Source organism: Andreprevotia chitinilytica DSM 18519, from assembly GCF_000711875.1.
GTDB classification, from domain to species: Bacteria; Pseudomonadota; Gammaproteobacteria; order Burkholderiales; family Chitinibacteraceae; genus Andreprevotia; species Andreprevotia chitinilytica.
On the sequence record NZ_JONM01000013.1, the window covers coordinates 43,597 to 65,056 of the forward strand.

Below are 21,460 nucleotides of genomic sequence, written 5' to 3' on the forward strand. Positions count from 1 at the left end.
GAGATGGGTTGCAGACATCGTTATAGATGTCTCATCCGGCGGAAAATTCAATTGAGACTAATTACCGAACCGGCTGCCGGCAGCGATGGGCGTGCCAGCGAGAAAGGCGGTGGCGTCAAGCCGTTTACCGCCGGCCTTTTGTAGTTCGGTGACTGCAAGCGCATTTTCGCCGCAGGCGATCACGATGCCGTCGCGGTCGGCGCGCAACACTTCGCCGGGTTGGCCGGTACCGGTCGTCGGCGTGGCCCGCCAGATTTTGACCGGGGTGCCATCCAGCGTTGTCTGTGCGGAGGGGAAGGGGTTGAAGGCGCGGATCATCAGGTCGAGTGCGCTGGCGGACTTGGCCCAGTCGATTTGCGATTCTTCTTTTTTGAGCTTTTCGGCGTAGGTCACGCCTGCTTCCGGCTGCTGCGTGCGTTTGGACTGTAATGCGGGCAGATCGGCGAGGGCGGCGACGATGGCTTCGGCGCCTTGTGCCATCAGCTTGTCGTGCAGCGTATGCGCGGTATCCACTGCCGCAATCGGCGTGACGTGCACGCTGAGCATGTCGCCGGTATCGAGGCCAGCGTCCATCTGCATGATGGTGATGCCGGTTTGAGCATCGCCCGCCAGGATCGCACGCTGGATTGGCGCCGCGCCGCGCCAGCGTGGCAACAGTGAGGCGTGGATGTTCAGGCAGCCGAGCGTCGGCATATCGAGTACGGCTTGCGGCAGGATGATGCCGTAGGCGGCTACGATCATTGCATCGGCGTTGATGGCTGCGACCGGGGCTTGTTGCTCCGGCGTGCGCAGCTTTTCCGGCTGATAGACCGGCAAACCGTGTTTTTCTGCAACAACTTTCACCGGCGATGGCGTGAGCTTCATGCCGCGGCCGGCAGGGCGATCAGGCTGGGTCAGGACGAGAACGATTTCGTGACCGGCGGCGATCAGCGCTTCGAGCGCTGCAGCGGCAAAATCAGGCGTGCCAGCAAAGATGAGTTTCATGGGCAGAGGGCTAGCGAAAGCGGAAGGGGGTGGACTTTACGCCTCACCCCCGCGCTTTATACCTTTACATCGTTTGGCGTTGATTCTTTTTGAGTTTCTGCAGAATGCGATTGAGCTTCAAGCGCGACAGCTTTTCGACAAATACCTTGCCATCCAGATGATCGATTTCATGCTGAATGCAAATGGCCAGCAGGCCAGTCGCTTCGATTCTCAATTCTTTTCCGGTTTCATCAAATGCCTTCACGACGATGTGCTCGGCGCGTTCGACTTCTTCATAAATACCCGGTACGGACAAGCAGCCTTCTTCAGACTTGGTCTTGCCGTCCATTTCAATGATTTCCGGATTGACCAGTATTTGCAGCTTGTCTTTTGTCTCGGAAATGTCGACGACGATCAGGCGTTCGTGCACGTTGACTTGCGTTGCCGCAAGCCCGATTCCAGGCGCGACGTACATCGTTTCGGCCATGTCGGCGGCCAGTTGTTTCAATCGGGCGTCAAATTGCTTCACCGGTTTTGCAACGGTGTGCAAGCGTTCGTCCGGATAATGCAATATATTCAGAATGGCCATGGTTGCTTGCGGCTTAAAAAGTTTGTATGCAGAATCATTGGATAACCAATCACACAGCGCAGCCGATTAAGGTCTGCGCGGGATGAGCGCGACAATGCGAAAAACGATTATATCTCTTCTTTTGGCCATCGGTGCCGCTGCGGGTTCCGTGCAGGCCGATACACTGGCGTTGCAGAACGATGTGCCTGACCGCTATGTGGTGGTTAAAGGAGACACCTTGTGGGGTATCTCCGGCAAATTCCTCAAACAGCCTTGGCGCTGGCCGGAAATCTGGCAGATGAACAAGGAAGAGATCAAGAACCCGCACTGGATTTATCCGGGCGACGTGGTAGTGCTGGATCGCTCCAGCGGGCAGCCGCGGCTGAAGTTGCTGAAATCCGACAAGGTCGGCAATCGCCCGACCGGCCCGGTTCGTCTTTCCCCGCAAGTGCGGATCGAGGACATGGCGAATGGCGCGGTGTCGAGTATTCCATACGGTTCCATCCAGCCCTTCCTGAAGCGCCCGTTATTGATCGAGCCGCAGGAAATGGACAAAGCGCCGCGGATTGCCGCCGGTCCGGACAACCGCGTGGTGTATGCCACTGGCGACAAGATTTACGCGACCAATCTGACGGGCGAGGTGGGCGACAACTGGCAGGTGTTCCATCCCAGCAAGGCGCTGATCGATCCGGATGATCCTGACCACAAGCGTGTGCTTGGTTACGAGGTGAAATACCTGGGCGAAGCGCGTGTGGAGGCCGTTGGCGAAGTATCCACCATGCGTTTACTAAGCTCCGCTGAAGAAATCGTGCCGGGCGACCGTTTGGTGCACACAGAAGAGGCGACGTTCGTCAACTATGTGCCGCATGCGCCGGCGCAGGGCGTGAAAGGTCGGATCGTGTCGGCTTATGGCGGCATTGGCGAATTCGGTCAGTATGCAACTGTCGTGGTGAACAAAGGCTCGCTGGATGGCCTGGATATCGGCAGCGTGTTATTCACTTATAAGCAGGGCCGCTTGATCAAGACGGTGGATGGCGAGAAGGAAGGTCTGAAGACGCCACCAGAGAAAAACGCCAATCTGTTCATCTATCGGGTCTTCCCGTCGGTGTCCTACGGCCTGCTGCTGGATACCACCAGCCCGGTCAACCTTGGTGACGAGGTGCGTTCACCACCGAACTAATTGGTGAACAACGCAACAAACGGCCACGCAAATGCGTGGCCGTTGTTTTTTCAGCACGCCATGTCAATGGGATTTCATGTTCGATGGCCGTTTTAAGGACGGCCGCTTGGTGTCTTCAAGGGAGTTGCAATGCCGCTAGATGGCGACAGTCGGGATTGGTTGAGATTTGGCTTGGTTCCCGGAATAGGCCCTCGACGCCAATTGGCCATGTTGCGGGCGTTTGGCACCCCTCAGGCGGCCCGCGCCGCCAGCTTGCAGATGGTGGAGCCTTTGATCGGTGCCGGTGCGGCCAAGCGCTGGTGTGATGCCGCCCAAGCGCCGGAACCGGAGCGCGTCGAGCAAACACTCGAATGGCTTGCGGCGGCAGATCAACATCTGGTGACGCTGGCCGATGCGGACTATCCGCAAAAGCTGCTCGATCTACCCGATCCGCCGGCCGTGTTCTACGCGAAGGGGCGTCGAGACTTGCTCGGTGCAGCGTCACTGGGCATCGTCGGCAGCCGCAATGCTACGCGGCAGGGCATCGAAAACGCCGAGCGCTTTGCCGATGTATTGAGCGTCGGTGGGATTGCGGTGATCAGCGGGTTGGCGGCCGGTATCGATGCGGCTGCTCATCGCGGCGGTCTACGCGGGCCGGGCTCGACCATCGCGGTGGTCGGCACCGGTCTGGATCGTGTTTATCCGGCCAGCAATCGCGCCTTGGCACACGAGATCGCATCTGCCGGGGTCATCGTTTCCGAATTCCCGTTGGGCAGTGAGCCAAAGGCCGAACATTTTCCGCGCCGCAACCGCATCATCGCCGCCCTGTCATTGGGAACGCTGGTCGTCGAGGCCACACTGGGCAGCGGTTCCCTGATCACCGCCAAGCAAGCGGTCGATCTGGGGCGTGAGGTATTCGCGATACCGGGTTCGATCCATTCGCCGCAGTCGCGCGGTTGTCACCGCTTGATCAAGGATGGCGCCAAGCTGGTCGAATCGGCGGATGACATCCTGCTTGAACTAGACTGGCAAGTACGTCTGGCACCGCCGACGCATTTGGGGTCGCAACCATCCGTTACGCAGTCATCTGTCATGCCATTGCATGATGAAAAGGCCGCCCATGTACTGGATTGTCTGGGCTTCGATCCGGTTGATCTGGATATGCTGATGGCAAGAACCAGCTTGACGCTGGACACGCTCTGCGCAATCCTGCTCGGTTTTGAATTGTCCGGTGAGGTCGCTGCCTTGCCGGGTGGGCGATATCAGCGACTTGGAAAATAGCCGCGACGCCCCACATGGATGCTCATGCTAGACGTTCTCGCTTATCTTTTTGAAGCTTTTCACAATGCCGACGGCGTGCCGGAGATGTCGGTGCTCGCCCGTCAGTTGAGCAGCGTTGGTTTCGAGCAGGAAGAAATCCAGGAGGCGCTCGCGTGGTTGTCCGAGCTCTCGCAACTCGATACCGGCGCGTATAACGACATTCCCGATACGCCACGCTGGCTGCACCCGACCGAGTCGGCCAAGCTGGATGCCGAAGCGCTGACGTATTGGCTCTATCTCGAACAAGCTCGCGTGCTCACGCCAGCCGAGCGCGAAATGGCGCTGGACCGTGTACTGGCGGATGACCACGATGAGATCGGTGCCGAGCGCCTGAAACTGATCGTGCTGATGGTTGTCTGGCGGAAACGTGATGAGCTTTCTAACCTTCTGATCGAAGAGATCCTTTTTGGCCGCAATGGCGCGACCTTGCATTGAGCGCCCAACCGAATTCCCCGTCGAGGCCCCATGGCTGAAAACCTGCTGATTGTCGAATCGCCATCCAAGGCGAAAACCCTGCAAAAATACTTGGGCAAGGATTTCCAGATCCTTGCTTCCTACGGCCACGTACGCGGTTTGGTGCGCAAGGACGGCTCGGTCGATACCGAACACGAATACAAGATGAAGTACCAAGTCATCGACAAGAACAAGAAACATGTCGATGCCATCTGTGCCGCTGTAAAAGACGCCAACAACGTCTACCTCGCATCTGACCCGGATAGAGAAGGCGAGGCGATTTCCTGGCACATCCTGGAAATCCTCAAGGGCAAGAAGCTGCTCGACAAGGACAAGATCTTCAAGCGCGTGGTGTTTCACGAAATCACCGAAACAGCGGTCAAGAACGCTGTTGCCAACCCGCGCGATATCGACAACAACCTCGTCAATGCTCAGCAGGCACGTAGTGCGCTGGATTACCTGGTGGGCTTCAACCTGTCGCCGCTACTGTGGCGCAAGGTCCGCTCCGGTCTTTCCGCCGGCCGCGTGCAAAGCCCGGCGCTGCGTTTGATCTGCGAACGCGAGATCGAAATCCGCGCCTTTACCAGCCAGGAATACTGGACCATCCATCTGGACAGCCACAAAGGCCGCCAGAAGTTCGGCGCCAAGCTGAACGAATGGCAAGGCAAGAAGCTGGAGCAGTTCGATATCCCGACCGAAGCCGTGCAGGCTGACATCCTCAAGGCGCTGACCGGCGCCGAGGCCAAGGTCGTCAAGGTCGAGAAGAAAAAGAAATCGCGCAGCCCGGCCGCGCCGTTCACGACCTCCACATTGCAACAGGAAGGCGTGCGCAAGCTCGGCATGACCACCGACCGCATCATGCGCACCGCGCAGCAACTGTATGAAGGGATCAATCTCGGCGGCGAAACCGTCGGCTTGATCACCTATATGCGTACCGACTCGGTGGCGTTGTCGAACGATGCGCTTGGCGAAATCCGCGACTACATCAGCGCCAATTTCGACAAGGACTACCTGCCCAGCGCGCCGGTCGCCTACAAGAACAAATCCAAGAACGCACAAGAGGCGCACGAGGCCGTACGCCCGACGTCCATCCTGCGTTCGCCCGATTCGATCAAGGCTTTCCTGAGCCCGGATCAGTTCAAGCTTTACCAGATGGTCTGGAAGCGTACGCTGGCGTGCCAGATGTCCCCGGCCAAGTTCGATACCGTCGGTGTCGATATCCAGGTTGGCCCGCAAGCAGTGTTCCGCGCCAGCGGCCAGACATTGGTCTTCCCCGGCTTTATCGCCGTGTATCAGGAAGATGCTGATGACGTCGAAACCGACGAAGACGAAGCCCGTCTGCCGCCGCTCGAAGAAGGTGACGTGCTGCCGGTCGACAAGCTGTTTGGCGAGCAACACTTTACCCAACCGCCGCCGCGTTATTCGGAAGCGTCGTTGGTGAAAGCACTGGAAGAGTTCGGCATCGGCCGGCCTTCCACCTACGCCAGCATCATCAAAACGCTGAAAGATCGCGAATATGTCGATCTGGACAAGAAGCGCTTCATCCCGACCGATACCGGCGAAGTGGTGAACAAGTTCCTCACCGAACACTTCACCCAGTACGTCGACTACAACTTCACCGCCAAGCTGGAAGATCAGCTCGACGAGATCTCCAACGGCTCCCGCGAATGGGTGCCGGTGCTCGATGAGTTCTGGACCAAGTTCCATCAGCAGGTCGAAGAGAAGCAAGGACTCTCCCGCAAGGAAGTCACGCAGGAAGAGCTCGACGAAGCTTGCCCCAAGTGCGGCAACAAGCTCGCCATCCGCTTGGGCAAGCGGGGTCGCTTCATCGGCTGCACCACCTATCCAGAATGCGATTACACCCGCAATCTGAATGAGGATGCCGACACCGCACCGCTGGAACCCGAAGTGGTGCCGGATCGTGTCTGCCCGGAATGCAGCAGCCCGTTGCATATTAAGACCGGCCGTTACGGCAAATTCATCGGCTGCTCGGCCTACCCGAAGTGCAAGCACATCGAACCGCTGGAGCAACCGAAAGACACCGGCGTCGAGTGCCCGATGTGCCACAAGGGCACGCTGAAAGAGAAGAAGAGCCGCTACGGCAAGCTGTTCTACTCCTGCAGCACCTACCCGAAGTGCAACTACGCCACGTGGGACCCGCCGATCGCAGAAGCCTGCCCGCAGTGCAAATGGCCGGTGCTGACGATCAAGACCACCAAGCGCCGCGGTGTCGAGAAGAAGTGCCCGCAGAAGGAATGCGGCTGGTCCGAGGTGATCGAGCCGCCGGCACCGAAGGAGTGACAGGGTTCATCGTCGCGCCAAGCCAACAAGAAAAAAGCCGAGAAACATCTCGGCTTTTTTCTTGTGCGACGGTTTTACGAAAGATGCATTCAAGGCATGACGAATGTCCCACCGGTATCTGGCTCGCTGCGTGGCGGGGTTTCCGGATGGGTGGTGCGCAGCATGCGCACGCGGGTCATCAAGGAATGCGGCGACAAGCCATCGGCTGGGTATTCCGCTGCGCCGACATCCGTGCCGATCTGACAGGCGCGCCCGTCGATCACCGTTGGTTGGCGCATCACCCCTTGCAGTGCGCTGATCAGGTCATTGGCGCTGGGGTGGGAGTAGCTGAGTACGGCAAAGCTGTGATGTCCCCAGCGCACGAGGGTGTCGCCTTCTCGCAGCAGGCCGCCGATGCGCTTGGCGACGGCGGTCAGCACCACCGCTTGGGTATCGACGCGCAGTTTCTTCACCAACTCATCAACGCCGTGCAGATCGATCACGCCGACCGAGAAGCGCCGCTGCGTGGCGTCCTCGGAGGTCACCAGCCGGTTGAGCAGGTCACGCAGCATGGTGCGGTTTGGCAGGCCGGTTTCCAGGTCTTCATACGTCATCCGGTACAGGCGTTCCGCCTCGGCCTGGGCGCGTAGCTTGGCGGCTTCGCGGGCCCGCGCTTCGGCATCGGCGCGAGAGAGCATCAGCGTGCCCATCAGCATCACTGCAGTGATCCCTGCCAGGGGTAGGCCGCCCCAGTTGCCGGAAAGCCCGCTACGGACGCTACAGATGGTGTTGGTGTCAAAGTTGGCTGCCGCCATGCCGGTATAGTGCATGCCGGCAATAGCCACCCCCATGACCAGCGCCGCCAGGAACCGGGCCTTGGAAAGCTTGCCGGAGTCGTGCTCACGCAATTTGAACGCGATGATCAACGCGACTGCCGAGGCGGAGACTGCGATCAGCGCTGAAGCACCAACCAGCGTGAAGTCATAGTTGATGCCGGGGCTGACCTGCATGGCTGCCATGCCGGTGTAATGCATCACGCAGATTCCGATGCCCATCAGCACCGCGCCAAGGGTTACGGACCGAGCGCCAAGAGTGGACTGGCTGGCAAAGTGCAATGCTAGGGCCGAGACCGCGACTGCGGCCACCCAGGACAGCGCCGTCATCGCGACGTTGTAAGTGACGGCGATAGGTAGCTCGAAAGCCATCATGCCGGTGAAGTGCATCGACCAGATGCCGGTCCCCATCGCGATCGATCCACCGATCAGCCAGTCGCGCGCTCGGCGGGCTTCCGAAGCGGTGATGCGCCCGGCCAGGTCCAGCGCGGTGTACGACGCCAGCGATGCGACGACGTAAGAGACAAAAACGAGAAGAAAGTCGTATGAGCTATGCATGGCGCATCTCCGGACTTTACAGCTACAGGTTGGTTGCGACATTTCGACGTTCCCCCTGTTTGCAGGAGGGAACATGGCAACAACTTTTCTGGTTTAGCCGGGGGTAGTGCGACCGCCAAGCGGTGTTTCCCGAGCGGAAGCACCGTTACCGTTGAGCGGCGTGAAAGACGCCCCCTTGCATGTCAGCTTGAACAGGTTTTATCAGCCTAAAACTTACCAATATCTGGCTGCATTGCTGTGGTTGCTGGTATTTCCTTTCAAAAATCTGGTTTGTTTTGGCTGGAAAAGTTGACAGGAAAGTTCTGTCCTACACCGATTTCATCCGACCAACGGCGCTTTTTCCCAAAAAAACAGCCCGCTGGACGGCGGGCTGCTGGGGCGATATTGCAGTAACTCAGTGATGCAGAATCTTCGACAGGAACGTCTGAGCACGCTCGCTACGCGGCTGGCCGAAGAAGTCTTCCTTGGCCGCATCTTCAACGATGGCGCCGCGATCCATGAAGATCACGCGGTTGGCGACCTTGCGGGCAAAACCCATTTCGTGGGTCACGCACATCATGGTCATGCCTTCCTTGGCCAACTGCACCATCACGTCGAGCACTTCGTTGACCATTTCCGGGTCGAGCGCCGAGGTCGGCTCATCGAACAGCATGGCAATCGGGTCCATCGCCAGCGCACGTGCAATGGCAACGCGCTGTTGCTGACCACCCGAGAGCTGGCCGGGGAATTTCTGTGCTTGCGCTTTCAGGCCGACGCGATCGAGCAGCTTCAAGCCTTTTTCCATCGATTCTTCATGCCCGCGTCCGAGCACCTTCTCCTGCGCCAGGCACAGGTTTTCAGTGATCGAGAGGTGCGGGAACAGTTCGAAGTTCTGGAACACCATGCCGACTTTCGAGCGCAGCTTGGGCAGATTGGTCTTGGGATCGCCGACGGATGTGCCTTCGACAGTGATGGTGCCAGCCTGGAATGGCTCCAGCCCGTTCACGCATTTGATCAGCGTTGATTTGCCCGAACCGGACGGGCCGCAAACAACGACTACCTCGCCTTTTTGTACCTTGGTGGTGCAGTCGGTCAACACTTGGAACTCGCCGTACCACTTGCTGACGTTATTGATTTCAATCATTGATTAGGTCCTTAGCGGAGTACGGCGATGCGCTTGTGCAAGCGCTTGAGCAGCATCGACAGCGGGAAGCAGATGCAGAAATAACCGAGCGCGGCAAACGTGTACATCTCTTTGAGCGCACCGTTGTTGCTGGCCGTGACCACGTTGGCGCCCATGAAGTCCTTGATGCCGATGATGGTCACCAGCGACGTATCCTGGAACAGCACCACGGTTTGCGTGAGCAGCACCGGCAGCATGTTGCGCAGCGCTTGCGGCAGGATGATGTAACGCATGCTTTGGACATAGGTCAGGCCCAGGGCTTGCGATGCGCCAACCTGACCGCGCGAGATCGACTGAATGCCGGCGCGGATGATTTCGCAATAGTAGGCTGCTTCGAAGATGGCGAAGGTGATGAACACCGACTTGTCCGGCCCGACCTTGAAACCGAAGAACGGAATCAGGAAGTAGAACCAGAAAATCACCAGCACCAGCGGCACCGAACGGAACAGGTTCACATAGGCCGATGCTGCCAGCGACAACCATTTGACGCTGGAAAGCCGCGCCATCGCCAACAGGCAGCCCAGCACGATGCCGATCAGCATCGACGAGCACGTCAACGCCAGCGAATAGCGCAGGCCGGCCAGCAGAATGTCGCTGTTATCGGCCACCAGTTTGAAATCGATCATTTCCCACCCCCGGCAATCAGGCCCGGCACGCGGGATTTATGTTCGATCCAGGCCATCAGGCGGTTCACCGCCATCGCCAGCACCATGTAGAGCACGGTGGTAGCGAGAATAGTGATGATCACCTGGTTCGAATACTCGACCATCTGCTTCATCTGGAACGTCAGCTCAGTCAGACCGATTGCCAACGCCACTGCCGAATTCTTGAAGGTATTCATGAATTCGCTGGTGAGCGGCGGAATGACGATGCGGAAAGCCATCGGCAGGATCACGTAGCGATAGGTCTGTGTCAGGGTCAGACCCATCGCAAGACCCGCGTTACGCTGGCCGCGCGGCAAGCTCTGGATGCCGGATTTGACCTGCTCCGCCACGCGGGCGGCGGTAAACAGCCCCAGGCCGACCGCGGCGGTGAAGAACTCCGGCCGCGGCATGCTCTGCTTCATCCAGCTCCCCGCGGCTTCCGGCAAGAGTTCCGGCAGTACGAAGAACCAGAAGAAGAGCTGCACCAGGAACGGGATGTTGCGGAACACTTCCACGTACGCATCGCCTAGCAATGACAGCCAGCGGGACGGCACAGTGCGGATCACACCGACCACGGCGCCGACTGCAACTGCAATCAGCCAGCCGGACATGGCCGTGGCGAGTGTCCACTTCAACCCAGTCAACAGCAGTTGCCAGTACGGGCCGTCGCCAGTCGGGGATTCCTCGAAGAGGATTCCCCAATCCAGGTGCAGGCTCGTCATCACACCCCCTTATCGGTCGGGTGTGCGAACGCGTCCTTGAGCTTGTTGCTCATCGGCATGTTCATGTTGATGCCCTTGGGCGGAATCGGCGTGGTGAACCACTTGGCGTAGATCTTGTTGATTTCGTCGGACTTGTAAATCTTGATCAGGCTGTCGTCGACGAACTTCTTGAATTGCGCATCATCCTTGCGCAGCATGATGCCGTACGGCTCGGATGACAGTGTTTCGCCTACCACGGCGAAGTCGGCCGGGCTCTTGGAGGCTGCGATCTTGCCATACAGCAGCACGTCGTCCATCACGAAGGCGGAAGCGCGGCCGGTTTCCATCATCAGGAAGCTTTCGTCGTGATCCTTGCCGTACAGGTTCTTCACGTCGAGGCTCTTGCCCTTCTCGTTTTGCTTGATGTAACGGTCGGAGGTGGTGCCGGTGGTGGTGACCACGGCCTTGCCGTTCAGATCGGTCAGGCTGGTGATGCCGGAGTTCTTCTTCACGGCCATGCGTACGTCGACCCAGAACATGTTCACGCCGAAGGCAACGGCTTTCTGGCGTTCCATGCTGTTGGTGGTGGAGCCGCATTCCAGATCGATGGTGCCGTTTTGCATCAGCGGAATGCGGGTGCTGGAGGTCACCGGTTGATAAACCACATCGAGCGACTTGAGCTTCAAGGTTTTTTGCAGTTGGTCGGTCAGCTGATTACACAGGTCGACAGAGTAACCAACGTATTTGTTGCCGACGAGGTAGGAGAAGGGTTGTGATGCATCGCGCACGCCGACGACGACGGTGCCGCTGTCCTTGATCTTTTTCAGCGTGCCGGTCAGTGTTTCTTCGGCGTGGGCGGTTGCGGTAAACGCGGTGGCGAGTGCCGCCGCGATAGTCAACATTTTGCGCATTGCTGTCTCCAGGGGGATTTGATTCACGCCACGGAGTATAGGCACCTGCCGCATCCTGTTCTCTCAGAGAAAACCCTAAGAAATTCGCGGGTTTGCGGCGATGCAGCAAACAAACCGGGGGGTACGTTTCATCTGTTTTTCCAGCGGTGTTTTTGTGCGCTAAAGCCCCTCTTTGGTGCGTTTTGCGGCGTCAATCTTGGGGGCTTCAATCATTCAGCCGGATTGATGCTTTGCAACGATCGCCCCAAAAAGGCGCCGCAGTCTTGGACTTTCCATCCGCATTGGCTTGCCAAGTATAGGAAACGACTTACGCCGTTCGTCGGTAGATTGACGGTTGATCGCGCCAAACGTCGTGCCGACTCGGTCAGGGTTGCATTTCCACCCGCAGCTGGCGGCTGGCGCTGCGGCCTTGATCATCCACCACTGTCAGCTGATGCCAGCCCCCGCCAGTCGGCCGCCATGCCAGTCCGCCGGTCTTGGGTTCGGCCTGACCGAGCAAGGATTGGTTATCGAACCAGAACAGCGTTTTTGCATCGGCGGCGGCGATTGCTTGCAATGCCAAGGTTTCATCCGGGCGCGACAAACGCAAGGTGTAGGTCACGTTGTTGATCGGGGAGGTGATGCGCGGCGGGTTGTCGGTAATGCCGAGCTTGCCGTCGCATTCGGCGCGTGGCGGCGTGCGGCGGGGCATGCCGGCCTCGCGGAACAGCCGTGCCATGTCGCTATCCCAGAATTCGTAAATCTCGGTATGGGTGCTGCCCGGATCGAACGGCGGGCAGGCCGGGCGACCACTGCGGTTATCGACGACCACCGGCTGGTGCAGCGTACTGACCTTGATCGGGCTGATGCCGGGAATGAACCAGGTTGGCACGGTACGCGGACACCATGCATTGGGCAGGTCGCCGCTATCGGCGCAGACCGCCACGCGTTTCAGATCGGATGGCGGCAGGTGCTTCGGTTGCGGCTCGCGGGGGCGGGCCAGCATCAGCGCGTCGGCAATGCGGAAAAACAACGGCGCAGCCATGTCGATGCCGACCAGGGATGGATTGGCGCTGCCGTCGAAATTACCCAGCCACACCACCAAGACATAGGGGCCGATCACGCCCGCCGTCCACGCATCGCGAAAGCCCCATGAGGTACCGGTTTTCCATGCCGTGAACCAAGGGCGGGAGCGTGCCTGCGCGATGCCATCCGGGCGTGGGTTTTGCGACAGCATGTCCAGCACGATGAAACTGGCCTCGCTCGACAAGAGCCGCGGGCCGGGCTGGTTGGGTGTGGATTCCAGCATGCGTAACGATTTGAGCACACCGTCGTTGGCAACCAGTGCGTACATCGTCGCCAGCTCTTGCATCGTGACTTCGCCACCGCCCAGCGTCAGCGCCAGGCCGTAGTGCTCTTCCGATTTCAGCTGTGCTACGCCGGCATCACGCAGGAAGTCATACAGCGTCGGCCGTTTCAGGCTGCCCGCCAGCCAGACCGCCGGGATGTTGCGACTGCGGATCAGTGCATCTTGTGCGGCAATCGGACCAACGAAACGACCATCGAAGTTCTCCGGCTGGAACGGGCCGAACGCGGTCGGCGAGTCTTTCAGAATACTGCGTGGGTGGATCAAGCCCTGATCCAGCGCCAGCCCGTACAGGAAGGGCTTGAGGGTGGAGCCGGGGCTGCGCTTGGCATCGGTGCCGTTCACTTGGCCGGCGATATCACCATCGAAATAATCCGCCGAGCCGACCAGCGCCCGCACACCCATATCGCGGGTATCAATCAATAGCGCTGAAGCGTTATGTATGCCACGTGCGCCGACTTGCGCGAGGTACTGGCGGATTTGCCGTTCCAGCACGTTCTGCAAACCCTGATCGAGCGTGGTTTTCACCGGGCCACGGGGGTGATGCTCGGCGACGACTTGTTCGACGAAATGCGGCGCGCGAAACGGTAACTGGGCCAGCGGTCGTGCCGGTACGGGCAAGGTCATCAGGCGGATGTTGGCGGGTGAAACGGAATAGGCGGCTTTCCAGTTAGCAAACAACCGATTCCGTGCTGCCGTCAGCGAGGCGCTACTGCCGGCGCGGCGGCTGGGTGATTGTGGAATGACTGCCAACGTGAGTGATTCCGGCAGGGTGAGCTGCGCGGCGGGTTTGCCGAAGTAGATCAGGCTGGCCGCGCCAACCCCGGCGATATTGCGGCCATAGGGTGCGAAATTGAGATAGGCGTCGAGAATGTCGCGCTTGGAGTAACGCGCCTCCAGCCACAGCGCCAACGCAATCTGTTTGAGCTTGCCGGATGGCGTGCGTGTATCGAGCCGGTATTTGAGCCGCGCCAGTTGCATGGTCAACGTCGACGCACCTTGCCGGTTGCCGCCGGTGTAGGTGGCGATCGCGGCGCGTGCCAGCGCCACCGGGTTCACACCTGGGTGCCAGTAGAACCAGCGGTCTTCGTACAGCTGCACGGCGTCTTTCAGTGTGGGCGAGATGTCGCCTAGCGGTAGCCATAGCCGGTAATGCTCGTCCGCCGCGAGGGTCAGCCGCAGCAGTTGGCTGTCGCGGGCGAGGATGGCAGTTGAGCCGGGCACGTCGGCGGAGAGCGGGGCGTGCGGCCAGAGGCGGAGGGCAAGGAGCATTGCAACTGCGATGGCAAACGTTAGCGCCACGCCACGCCGGAAAGGGAAACGGCGGGGCGTCATTGGCTTGAAGTGCTTGGCGGGCTGCGGAGAGGCTGCTCAAAATTTCTATCCGCAACGGAGTAACTATTTATTCCTCGCGCTGGCGGAGTAGTGCGCGGCGATGCATCGTGCTGGTGGTTTCGGCTTCCCCCTTTTTGAAGGGGGATTGAGGGGGATTTCGACGTCATCGCAAGTTGAGATGCCGCAGAAATCCCCCCTAGCCCCCCTTCGCAAAGGGGGGGATTGTTCATGCGAAGTTGGTAGGGCAGCGGAGCGACTATCCCGATCAAGGCTTCACAATCTCCAACGACCCAACCGCGCCACGCGCCTGCATGCGCGGGTTGTACATCGCCTCGGCAAACGGTGCCGGAGTCTTGAATTTGCCGGCGTGGGTGGCGCGCAGACGGTAGACGAAGGTGGCTGCGTCGTGGCCGGCCGTGCCATACAGCACCAGACGATCTTCACGCTGCTCCAGGTAGTCGAGCGCGAAGTTGCTCTGGCCCTTCTCGCCAATCGGTGGTTGCCATGCCGGCGCGGTGGGTTGTTCGGCTTGCCCGCCGCCTTCCCCATCCCCTTCTCCATCAGCCGGAACTGCATTCGGATCAGTCGCTGCCGGTTGTGCTTCACTGTCATCGTGCGGCGCTGGCACCACTTCGACACCACCCGGCAGCAGATCGACCACCGCGACTTGGCTGACGCTATCGCGCTCAGTCGCGCGCAGGCGGATACGGACGAGGAATTCATCGCCGATCTTCACCTTGCTCAGTGGCTTGCCGTCCAGGCTCACATACTCGCGCACGATTTCCAGCCCTTGCTTCAATTCGCCGGTCGGCGGGTTGCGGTCGAAGCCGGATTCAGAGAGCGCGTAGTAGGCCGGTGTTGCGCCATCCTTGCCCATTCTGATCCGGTAAGCCGAGATCGATAGCGGCGCGCGGCCGAGCGGACCCGCTGGCAATGTCACCGGCGTGGCTTTGCCGTCATGCGTGACTTCGGCCAGCGTATACGCGCCGCCGTTGTCCTTGACCGCTGCGGCATAGGCATCCAGCGCCAGCAAGGTCGTGGCGGCGGAGAAGGTCTGGTATTGCTGGCCGGAGATCGCCTTGCCCATCGCATCGACTTCATTGCTTGGGGCACGTTGGCCGGGGAAGTGACGCGACAGCAGATACAGCTTGAGCGCGTCATGGCTGAGCGGGTCGTCGTAGACATCGCCATCTGCTTGTTTCTTGGCGGTTAGCAACCACGGCACGCCCTTGATCACCTTGTCGGCCAGCGCATCCTGCTTGAGCAGCTTGTAACTGGCGGCCAGGAAGCTGGCGGTGGTGTCCTGCTGCCATTGCGGCGCGTAGCGCTGGTTCAGCTCCTGCTGCAGTGCCGCCAGCATGCCGCTGGTCATCTGGCCTTGGCGGGTGAGCAGGTAGATGGCGTAGGCACGTTCGCGGGCGCCGGCCAAGCCTTCGCTTTCGCCGCTGGCGACTTGTTCCAGCCAGTTCTTGCCATTGCGCAGCAGGTCGGTCGGCACCGGCAGACCGTGGTCGCGGGCTTCCAGCAGATAGTGGTAGCCGTAGATCGACGCGTATTTGCTCACGATCGGATTGGCTGCCCATAGCCCGAAACCACCGTCGTCGTTCTGCCGTTCGCGCAGCGTGCGCAGCGTGGCCTGGAATACCTGCAGCGGCTTGCCGGCGGCGCGCTCGTTTGGCGGCGTGAGCAGCAGGGCCGGGATCGCCTTGCTGACCAGTTGCTCGGTGCAACCGTAGCCGTAGCCATCCAGATAGGCAGCGAGGCCATTCGCCCACACCAACGGCGAGCCGGCCACGCCTGCTTCCACCTTGCGGAATTGCGGGTAGAGCGTTCGGCTGAGCTGCGCCTCGGTCGGGCTGCTGGTGAAGCTGCCGACGGTCACTTGCGTGCGATAAGCGACGGTTGGTCGCACCGACAGGCTATCCGCCGCCTTGCCGGACTTGCCCGCCGCCGTGGCGACGAAGCGCAGTTGCGTATCGCCCAAGCTATCGGTAGCGCGTACCTGGAACTCGGCGACGGCTTCGCGCAATGGTTCGATGCTGAGCTTGCCGGCCGGTTTGATGATCTGGATGCCGTTGCCTGCATTCAGCGCCACCGATACATCCACCTTGGCCTTCATGTTGTTGAATACGCCGACGGTGACGGTGAACTCATCGCCCGGTGTGACCGCGGGCGGTACGTTCGGACTAAGGATCAGATCGCCCTTCACCAGCGTGGCAGTTTCCTGCACGTTGATCTTCTGGGCTGAGACCGCCACCGCGAACACGCGCAACTTGCCGTTGAAGGTGTCCGGCGCAGTCCATTCAAAGCGCTTGCCACCGGCTGGCATATCCACCACGCCAGACCAATACGCCACCGGCGGTTGGTGTTTGCGTTTGAACGGATTCAGGTGTTTGCCGAGCGCGCCTTCGCCGTCGCCACCCGGGGCGGCGGCCTGCATCAGCTTGGCGAATTCCGGCAGGATCAGATCGAGGATCTGGCTGGTCTTCACGTCGAGCGAGCGCTTCTGGAAGAAGAAGCCCAGCGGGTCCGGCGTCTTGTAGCGGGCCACTTGCAGGATGCCTTCGTCTACTGCAACCAGCGCCACGCGGGCCGGTTCGTCGCTGGTGAGATTGAAGGTGATCTTCTGGCCCGGTTTCACTTCCTTCGGTGCATCGAGCTTGAGCGGATGCTTGCGGGCATCGAGATTGACCGCGAACGGTGCCACGCCATAGGACAGCGGGCTCATGAACACTTCATCGCTGGCCGGATCGCGCACGAACTGCACCGACACGTAACCGTTGCCTTCGAAATCCTTCGGCAGCGTGATGTGCTGGATCGAGCTGGTGGTATCCGCCTTGAACCAGACGTGTTGATACACGCGGTCGCGCTCGATGCTGATCAGGCCGGCCCCGGTGTAGGGCGCGCGGATATTGAGTTCGACCGTATCGCCCGGCGCGTAGCTCTTCTTGTCGAGCGTGATTTGCAGCTCGGCATTGCGTTCCAGCGAGCGGGACAGATTGGCCTGACCGGCAACGGTGTACTGGATGCGGTTCAGCTCCGCGCCATCCGGGCCTTTGACCACCACGGCGAAGTCGCCCGGCTCGTCGGTCGGCAAGGGCAGGGCGCTGCCGCCGGCCGGCAGATCGAGCGGTTTGGTATCACGCACGATCTCCTTCAGGCGCGATTGGTAGCGGTAGGTGCCGTCCGGCTGCTTGACCAGCACCGATACATAACGCCGCTCGACCCAATTGTTGGTCAGCTTGTCGGCCGCGACCGATTTCAGATCCGGCGCGATCGCGATCCAGTTGGCGGCACGCTTGGCGCCCCGGTTCACGTAATCGAGCGGGCCGTCGGCCTTCACGCCGACCAGATAGGGCGCGCTGGAGACGAGCGTCGCGCTTTCCGCCGCCACGCCGCGACCGCTGCCGGCTTCGAATACGCGGGCGGTCAGATGCAGACGGTAAGTGGCACGGGCGAAGCGGGTCAGGTTGAGCGCCAGCGTGGCGTTGCCCTTGTCGTCCGTCGTGGCCGGCGCGAGCTGGTCGCGGAACGGCTCCTGCAGGCTGGCAAGATCGGAGAAACGATAGTCCGGGTACTTGGTAAAGGCGGGGATCGCCGGGTTGAGCGCAACTTCTGCTTCCACGCGGCGGCCCGCAGCCGGTGCGCCGAACAACTGCATCGCCTGCACTTGCGCGATCACTTCGTCCGGCTTGATCCAGCCCTCGCTCGGCACTTTCGACAAGGTAGCGGTGACCTTCATGCGATCCGGTTCAAAGTCCTGCACCTTGAAGGTGCCGCTGCCGATCTGGTCGCCGCGCTTGTCGTTGCGCACCAGATAGATGCTGACTTGATAGTTGCCGGTGGCGGCGGTATCGGTGCTGGCGAAATCGGAGCCTTCAAAGCCGGATGGCGACAGCTTGATGCGGTCTTTCAGCACCGCCAGACCGCGTGGGTCGGTGACTTCGACTTCCAGCGGCACGCCGGCGAGGCTGCCCTGCCAGTTGGCGGTACGGGCAATTACGCCGACGTGGGCGGTTTCGCCCGGCCGGATCAGGCCGCGATCGGTAAATACATAAGCGGAGAGCTGCTGCGCCGAGACGGCGTTCTCGATGCCGCCGATGTCGAAGCGCGACAGGTTGAGTTCGCGGTCGTAGCGGAACAGCGGCAGGAACGACAGATCGTCGCCCTTGCTCACGGAGATCATCAGCGGTGCTTTTTCGCGCACGAGGTCTTTCAGCGCCGGCAGACGGGCGCGGCCGGTGGCATCGGTAGTGGCGGAAATCACGCTCACGCCGTTCTTGCCGATCACGTCTACCTTGGCGTCGGCGACCGGCATGCCGTTGGAGATCGACTGCACGAATACATCGCGGCTGCCGTCGTTGGCGGTCTTGATCAGCATGCCCAGATCGGTGACCAGTACGAAACGGCTGTCGGATGGATCATCGTGGTATTGCTTGGGCTGCTTGGGGTTGAACGGGGTCAGCTTGAGCATGAATACGCCATGCCGCACGCCGGTGCCGCCGCCCAGGTATTTGCCCAGATCGATGCTGTCGTAGAACGGCTTGCCGGGTTGGCCCGGAGGCAGCGGCTTGGTTTCGATCAGGCGCTCGGTCAGGCTGTCGATGAATTCCTGGCTGAGTTCCGGTTTGGCGAAATCACCGTGGTTCTGATCCACCAGATGGTGCAACTGGTTCGGCAGCACGCGGCCGACTTCGATGCGCACGCCATCCAGCCCGCGAGCAACGAAGGCGACTTTCTTCTCGCCATTCAGCGACAGCAATGCGCCTTGGCTGAGCAGCTTCACTGTTTGCGGATAGGGCGCGACCTTGATGACGGCGGTGGTTTCCTTGCCGGATTGGTAGCCGCCAAAGCCAGCCACGCCCTGATCGACCTTCACGAACAGATACCGGCCAACCGGTGCTTCGAACTTGTAGCCGTGCTGGGTGTTGTATTCATCCGCGCCCGGCACTGGCTTGAGCGCCAGCGATTGCATCTGCTTTTGCGATGCCTGATCGATGCGCGACGGCGACCATGCGGTCGGCTCGGTGCGTTCTTCCTTCGGCGTATCCGGGTGGAATTCCGGCAGCAGCCACGCTTGCACGTGGTTGGACAGGGCTTGGTCCGATACGGGGACGTTGCTGCCGAATACCAGTACTTGCTCCGGCTCGAAGCGCTCGTTATCGACCAGCGTCATCGCCAGACCGTCGAAACGCAGGCTGTAGAGGCCCGGCACGCTGATGGCTGATTCGATGGCATCGGTGGTGCCGCTGCCGCCACGCGCTGCCGTGATGCCCTTGGCGACGGTCAGCTTGAGTTGGGTGTCTTCACGCGGAATGTTCAGTGAGGCCGAATGCACGTAAGCGTTGAGCTTGAGTTTGTCGAAGCTGAGTGCGAACGGTGGGGCGCTGCTGTCTTGGTAACTGAGGCCACCACCCAGCTTGAGCGTGATCGCGTCCTTGAGCTTTTGCGTGTCGGCCGGATGGCTGAAGTGAATGGTGGCGACCATCTTTTTCAGATTGGCGTCACGTGGGTCTTGGTAGAAGCTGGCCTCGGTCACCTTGGCGGTGAACGGGGCGGTTTTGAACTTGGTTTCGTAGTCGTCGAGTTTGACTGCCGGGGCGAACAAGCCTTGCTTGGCCAGCGTCAGCTTGAATTCCGCATCGATCGGCCAATCGCCTTTGGGACGGAACACCAGCTTGCGGTCGTCGTCCCAGCGCCAGTCACCGGCGAAGGTCGGTTGCATGTCGATGCCGGTTTTGACCACTTGGCCGATCTGCTTGAGCGGCGCGACCGATTCGTTGAATTCGATCACCAGTGGCTGGTAGATCGGCTTGCCGTTGTCGTCGTAGGGCGTCGCTTCCGGTGCCTTGACGGTGTATTCGCTGACCAAGGGTTTGGGCAGGCTTTGATACCACTTCCAGCCGAACCAGCCGCCGGTGGCCAGCGCAGCAACGATCAGCGCGCCGATGGCACCGCGTTTCGGGTTGGCCTTGAGCCAGCGCCCACCCTGGCAGGTCTTGCGGGCACTCCATTGCAACCAGCGCGGCGCTTGCCAGTTCACTTCACCGAACAACTGCCGCGCCAACCATCCCAGTGCCTTGCCGAGCGGGCGAAGGATCGCCAGCAGGATTGCCAGGAAGCCATGCAGTACGGCGGCAAGACGAGCCATGTTTTCGCCTTATGTCAGCAAAGTGAGGTTTTTGATTATACGGGGCTGTACCGACGGGTGGTGTATCGGTCGGCTTGTTGATTCTGCCGTTGATCGAAGCGGATAAAAAAGCGCCGGTTATTCAACCGGCGCATGGGGATTTATCCGTTCTTGGCGGGTGGTGCCGGCTCTTTCGATCGGCATTCCATCGGGAGGAATTGCTCGGCAATGTCGTCGCTGGCGCACTTCCACGACACCTTGTCATCGTCGCCTACCGACGGGATCAGCAGCAAGGACTGGCCTTTCAGCGCAACAATCTCCAGCGTGAGCGTCAAGATGCCGTTCTTGTTGATGCTGATCTGGCTGACCGAAAGCGGCTTGGGCACGGCGAAGCCGGCTTGTTCCAGCGATTCCGGCACCTGCTTGGTTTTCAGGTAATACGCTTCCACTGCGGCGTCGGCTTGTTTGCCATAGGCCAATACCTCGTGGAGTTTGGCGCGGGTCTGGTATTGGGAGTAGGCCGGAACGGCGATGGCGGCAAGGATACCGATGACGAACACGCCGATGAACAGACCGCCAACGATGAGCGCGATCATCAGCCCTGGGCCGGAGTCGCCGCTGGCGGAAATGCCCTCGTTGTATTTGTCGTTCCAGGCCGCATCGTCGGCACACAGAAAAACGATGCCCTCGATAAAGGCAATCAGGCCTGGAATGAGTGTCCAGCAGAACAACAGGTAGAACAGCCCCCACCATTTGCCGAGATAGAAGCGGTGTACGCCAAAGCCGCCAAACAGGATAGCCAGCAAGCCGGCCGCGACCTTGCTCTTGTAACGGGGGCCCTTCTGATTGGCGCCGCAATGCGGGCAAATCGGGTTGTTATCGTGTAGCTGCTTGCCGCAAGCCTTGCAGAAAATCAGTTGTGCCATCTCGGTTTCCTTGTCGCTCTTTGATTGCGCGTTGAGGGAAGGGGGCGGTCTCGATTGCCGCTCTACATATATATGCCATATGGATTACCGGGATGATGACATGGAACTGACTGACATGGCGGTTTGCCGCAGGCGGTTCGGAAAAAGTGTGGCAATGGCGATAAAAAAGGCC

Annotated in this window: 14 protein-coding genes; 4 read left to right on the forward strand and 10 right to left on the reverse strand. The window is 60.2% G+C overall.

Features of this window, described 5'->3' with window-relative positions; all coding sequences use genetic code 11:
• Positions 1–57: 57 nt before the first annotated feature.
• Together fmt and def are read right to left on the reverse strand one after the other, a co-directional pair.
• The gene (fmt, locus tag BR41_RS15890) at positions 58–984 is read right to left on the reverse strand and encodes a methionyl-tRNA formyltransferase (RefSeq protein WP_035058831.1); all 927 of its coding nucleotides are present in this window, start codon (positions 982–984) and stop codon (positions 58–60) included.
• Between the two features lie 64 nt (positions 985–1,048).
• Complete coding sequence (gene def / locus BR41_RS15895; protein WP_035058834.1) at positions 1,049–1,552, reverse strand: peptide deformylase; 504 nt, start codon at positions 1,550–1,552, stop codon at positions 1,049–1,051.
• Positions 1,553–1,646: 94 nt separating this feature from the next.
• On the opposite strand from def, the gene BR41_RS15900 reads away from it, so the two are divergent.
• From BR41_RS15900 to topA, 4 genes are all read left to right on the forward strand, one after another.
• Positions 1,647–2,711 carry a LysM peptidoglycan-binding domain-containing protein gene (locus tag BR41_RS15900; RefSeq protein WP_035058836.1) on the forward strand — a complete coding sequence of 355 codons (1,065 nt, stop codon included), beginning with the start codon at positions 1,647–1,649 and terminating at the stop codon, positions 2,709–2,711.
• Positions 2,712–2,918: 207 nt separating this feature from the next.
• Positions 2,919–3,971 (forward strand): DNA-processing protein DprA, encoded by a 1,053-nt coding sequence (gene dprA / locus BR41_RS15905; protein ID WP_245615930.1) that lies wholly within the window; start codon positions 2,919–2,921, stop codon positions 3,969–3,971.
• Between the two features lie 24 nt (positions 3,972–3,995).
• Positions 3,996–4,445: a Smg family protein gene (locus BR41_RS15910; RefSeq protein WP_035058993.1), complete on the forward strand. Its 450-nt coding sequence runs from the start codon at positions 3,996–3,998 to the stop codon at positions 4,443–4,445.
• A gap of 30 nt (positions 4,446–4,475) precedes the next feature.
• Complete coding sequence (topA, locus tag BR41_RS15915; RefSeq protein ID WP_035058842.1) at positions 4,476–6,764, forward strand: type I DNA topoisomerase; 2,289 nt, start codon at positions 4,476–4,478, stop codon at positions 6,762–6,764.
• Positions 6,765–6,853: 89 nt separating this feature from the next.
• Here the strand turns inward: topA and BR41_RS15920 are convergent, their stop codons facing one another.
• The 8 genes from BR41_RS15920 to BR41_RS23705 form a co-directional block, all read right to left on the reverse strand.
• Positions 6,854–8,134 (reverse strand): MHYT domain-containing protein, encoded by a 1,281-nt coding sequence (locus BR41_RS15920; protein ID WP_051711143.1) that lies wholly within the window; start codon positions 8,132–8,134, stop codon positions 6,854–6,856.
• A gap of 394 nt (positions 8,135–8,528) precedes the next feature.
• A complete protein-coding gene (locus BR41_RS15925) occupies positions 8,529–9,257 on the reverse strand; it encodes an amino acid ABC transporter ATP-binding protein (protein ID WP_035058844.1) in 729 nt (242 codons plus the stop codon).
• An 11-nt stretch (positions 9,258–9,268) separates the two neighbouring features.
• On the reverse strand, positions 9,269–9,922 hold the full coding sequence (locus tag BR41_RS15930; RefSeq protein ID WP_051711145.1) for an amino acid ABC transporter permease: 654 nt from the start codon (positions 9,920–9,922) through the stop codon (positions 9,269–9,271).
• Positions 9,919–10,662 carry an amino acid ABC transporter permease gene (locus tag BR41_RS15935; protein WP_035058846.1) on the reverse strand — a complete coding sequence of 248 codons (744 nt, stop codon included), beginning with the start codon at positions 10,660–10,662 and terminating at the stop codon, positions 9,919–9,921. The genes BR41_RS15930 and BR41_RS15935 overlap by 4 nt, the downstream gene beginning before the upstream one ends.
• Complete coding sequence (locus tag BR41_RS15940; protein ID WP_035058849.1) at positions 10,662–11,552, reverse strand: amino acid ABC transporter substrate-binding protein; 891 nt, start codon at positions 11,550–11,552, stop codon at positions 10,662–10,664. The genes BR41_RS15935 and BR41_RS15940 overlap by 1 nt, the downstream gene beginning before the upstream one ends.
• Before the next feature lie 364 nt (positions 11,553–11,916).
• Entirely contained in the window at positions 11,917–14,169 is a 2,253-nt protein-coding gene (gene pbpC / locus BR41_RS15945) for a penicillin-binding protein 1C (RefSeq protein ID WP_051711167.1), read from the reverse strand.
• Positions 14,170–14,497: 328 nt separating this feature from the next.
• A complete protein-coding gene (locus tag BR41_RS15950) occupies positions 14,498–20,383 on the reverse strand; it encodes an alpha-2-macroglobulin family protein (RefSeq protein ID WP_051711147.1) in 5,886 nt (1,961 codons plus the stop codon).
• Between the two features lie 140 nt (positions 20,384–20,523).
• Positions 20,524–21,288 (reverse strand): NINE protein, encoded by a 765-nt coding sequence (locus tag BR41_RS23705; RefSeq protein WP_084187279.1) that lies wholly within the window; start codon positions 21,286–21,288, stop codon positions 20,524–20,526.
• Between the last annotated feature and the right edge of the window lie 172 nt (positions 21,289–21,460).

Bases quoted from the DNA above. Each gene is read 5' to 3' on its own strand.
- fmt (WP_035058831.1), bottom strand. From the start codon at position 984: ATGAAACTCATCTTTGCTGGCACGCCTGATTTTGCCGCTGCAGCGCTC.
- BR41_RS15925 (WP_035058844.1), bottom strand. From the start codon at position 9,257: ATGATTGAAATCAATAACGTCAGCAAGTGGTACGGCGAGTTCCAAGTG.
- pbpC (WP_051711167.1), bottom strand. From the start codon at position 14,169: ATGCTCCTTGCCCTCCGCCTCTGGCCGCACGCCCCGCTCTCCGCCGAC.
- dprA (WP_245615930.1), top strand. From the start codon at position 2,919: ATGTTGCGGGCGTTTGGCACCCCTCAGGCGGCCCGCGCCGCCAGCTTG.
- BR41_RS23705 (WP_084187279.1), bottom strand. From the start codon at position 21,288: ATGGCACAACTGATTTTCTGCAAGGCTTGCGGCAAGCAGCTACACGAT.
- BR41_RS15910 (WP_035058993.1), top strand. From the start codon at position 3,996: ATGCTAGACGTTCTCGCTTATCTTTTTGAAGCTTTTCACAATGCCGAC.
- BR41_RS15900 (WP_035058836.1), top strand. From the start codon at position 1,647: ATGCGAAAAACGATTATATCTCTTCTTTTGGCCATCGGTGCCGCTGCG.
- BR41_RS15940 (WP_035058849.1), bottom strand. From the start codon at position 11,552: ATGCGCAAAATGTTGACTATCGCGGCGGCACTCGCCACCGCGTTTACC.
- BR41_RS15920 (WP_051711143.1), bottom strand. From the start codon at position 8,134: ATGCATAGCTCATACGACTTTCTTCTCGTTTTTGTCTCTTACGTCGTC.
- BR41_RS15950 (WP_051711147.1), bottom strand. From the start codon at position 20,383: ATGGCTCGTCTTGCCGCCGTACTGCATGGCTTCCTGGCAATCCTGCTG.
- BR41_RS15930 (WP_051711145.1), bottom strand. From the start codon at position 9,922: ATGATCGATTTCAAACTGGTGGCCGATAACAGCGACATTCTGCTGGCC.
- def (WP_035058834.1), bottom strand. From the start codon at position 1,552: ATGGCCATTCTGAATATATTGCATTATCCGGACGAACGCTTGCACACC.
- topA (WP_035058842.1), top strand. From the start codon at position 4,476: ATGGCTGAAAACCTGCTGATTGTCGAATCGCCATCCAAGGCGAAAACC.
- BR41_RS15935 (WP_035058846.1), bottom strand. From the start codon at position 10,662: ATGACGAGCCTGCACCTGGATTGGGGAATCCTCTTCGAGGAATCCCCG.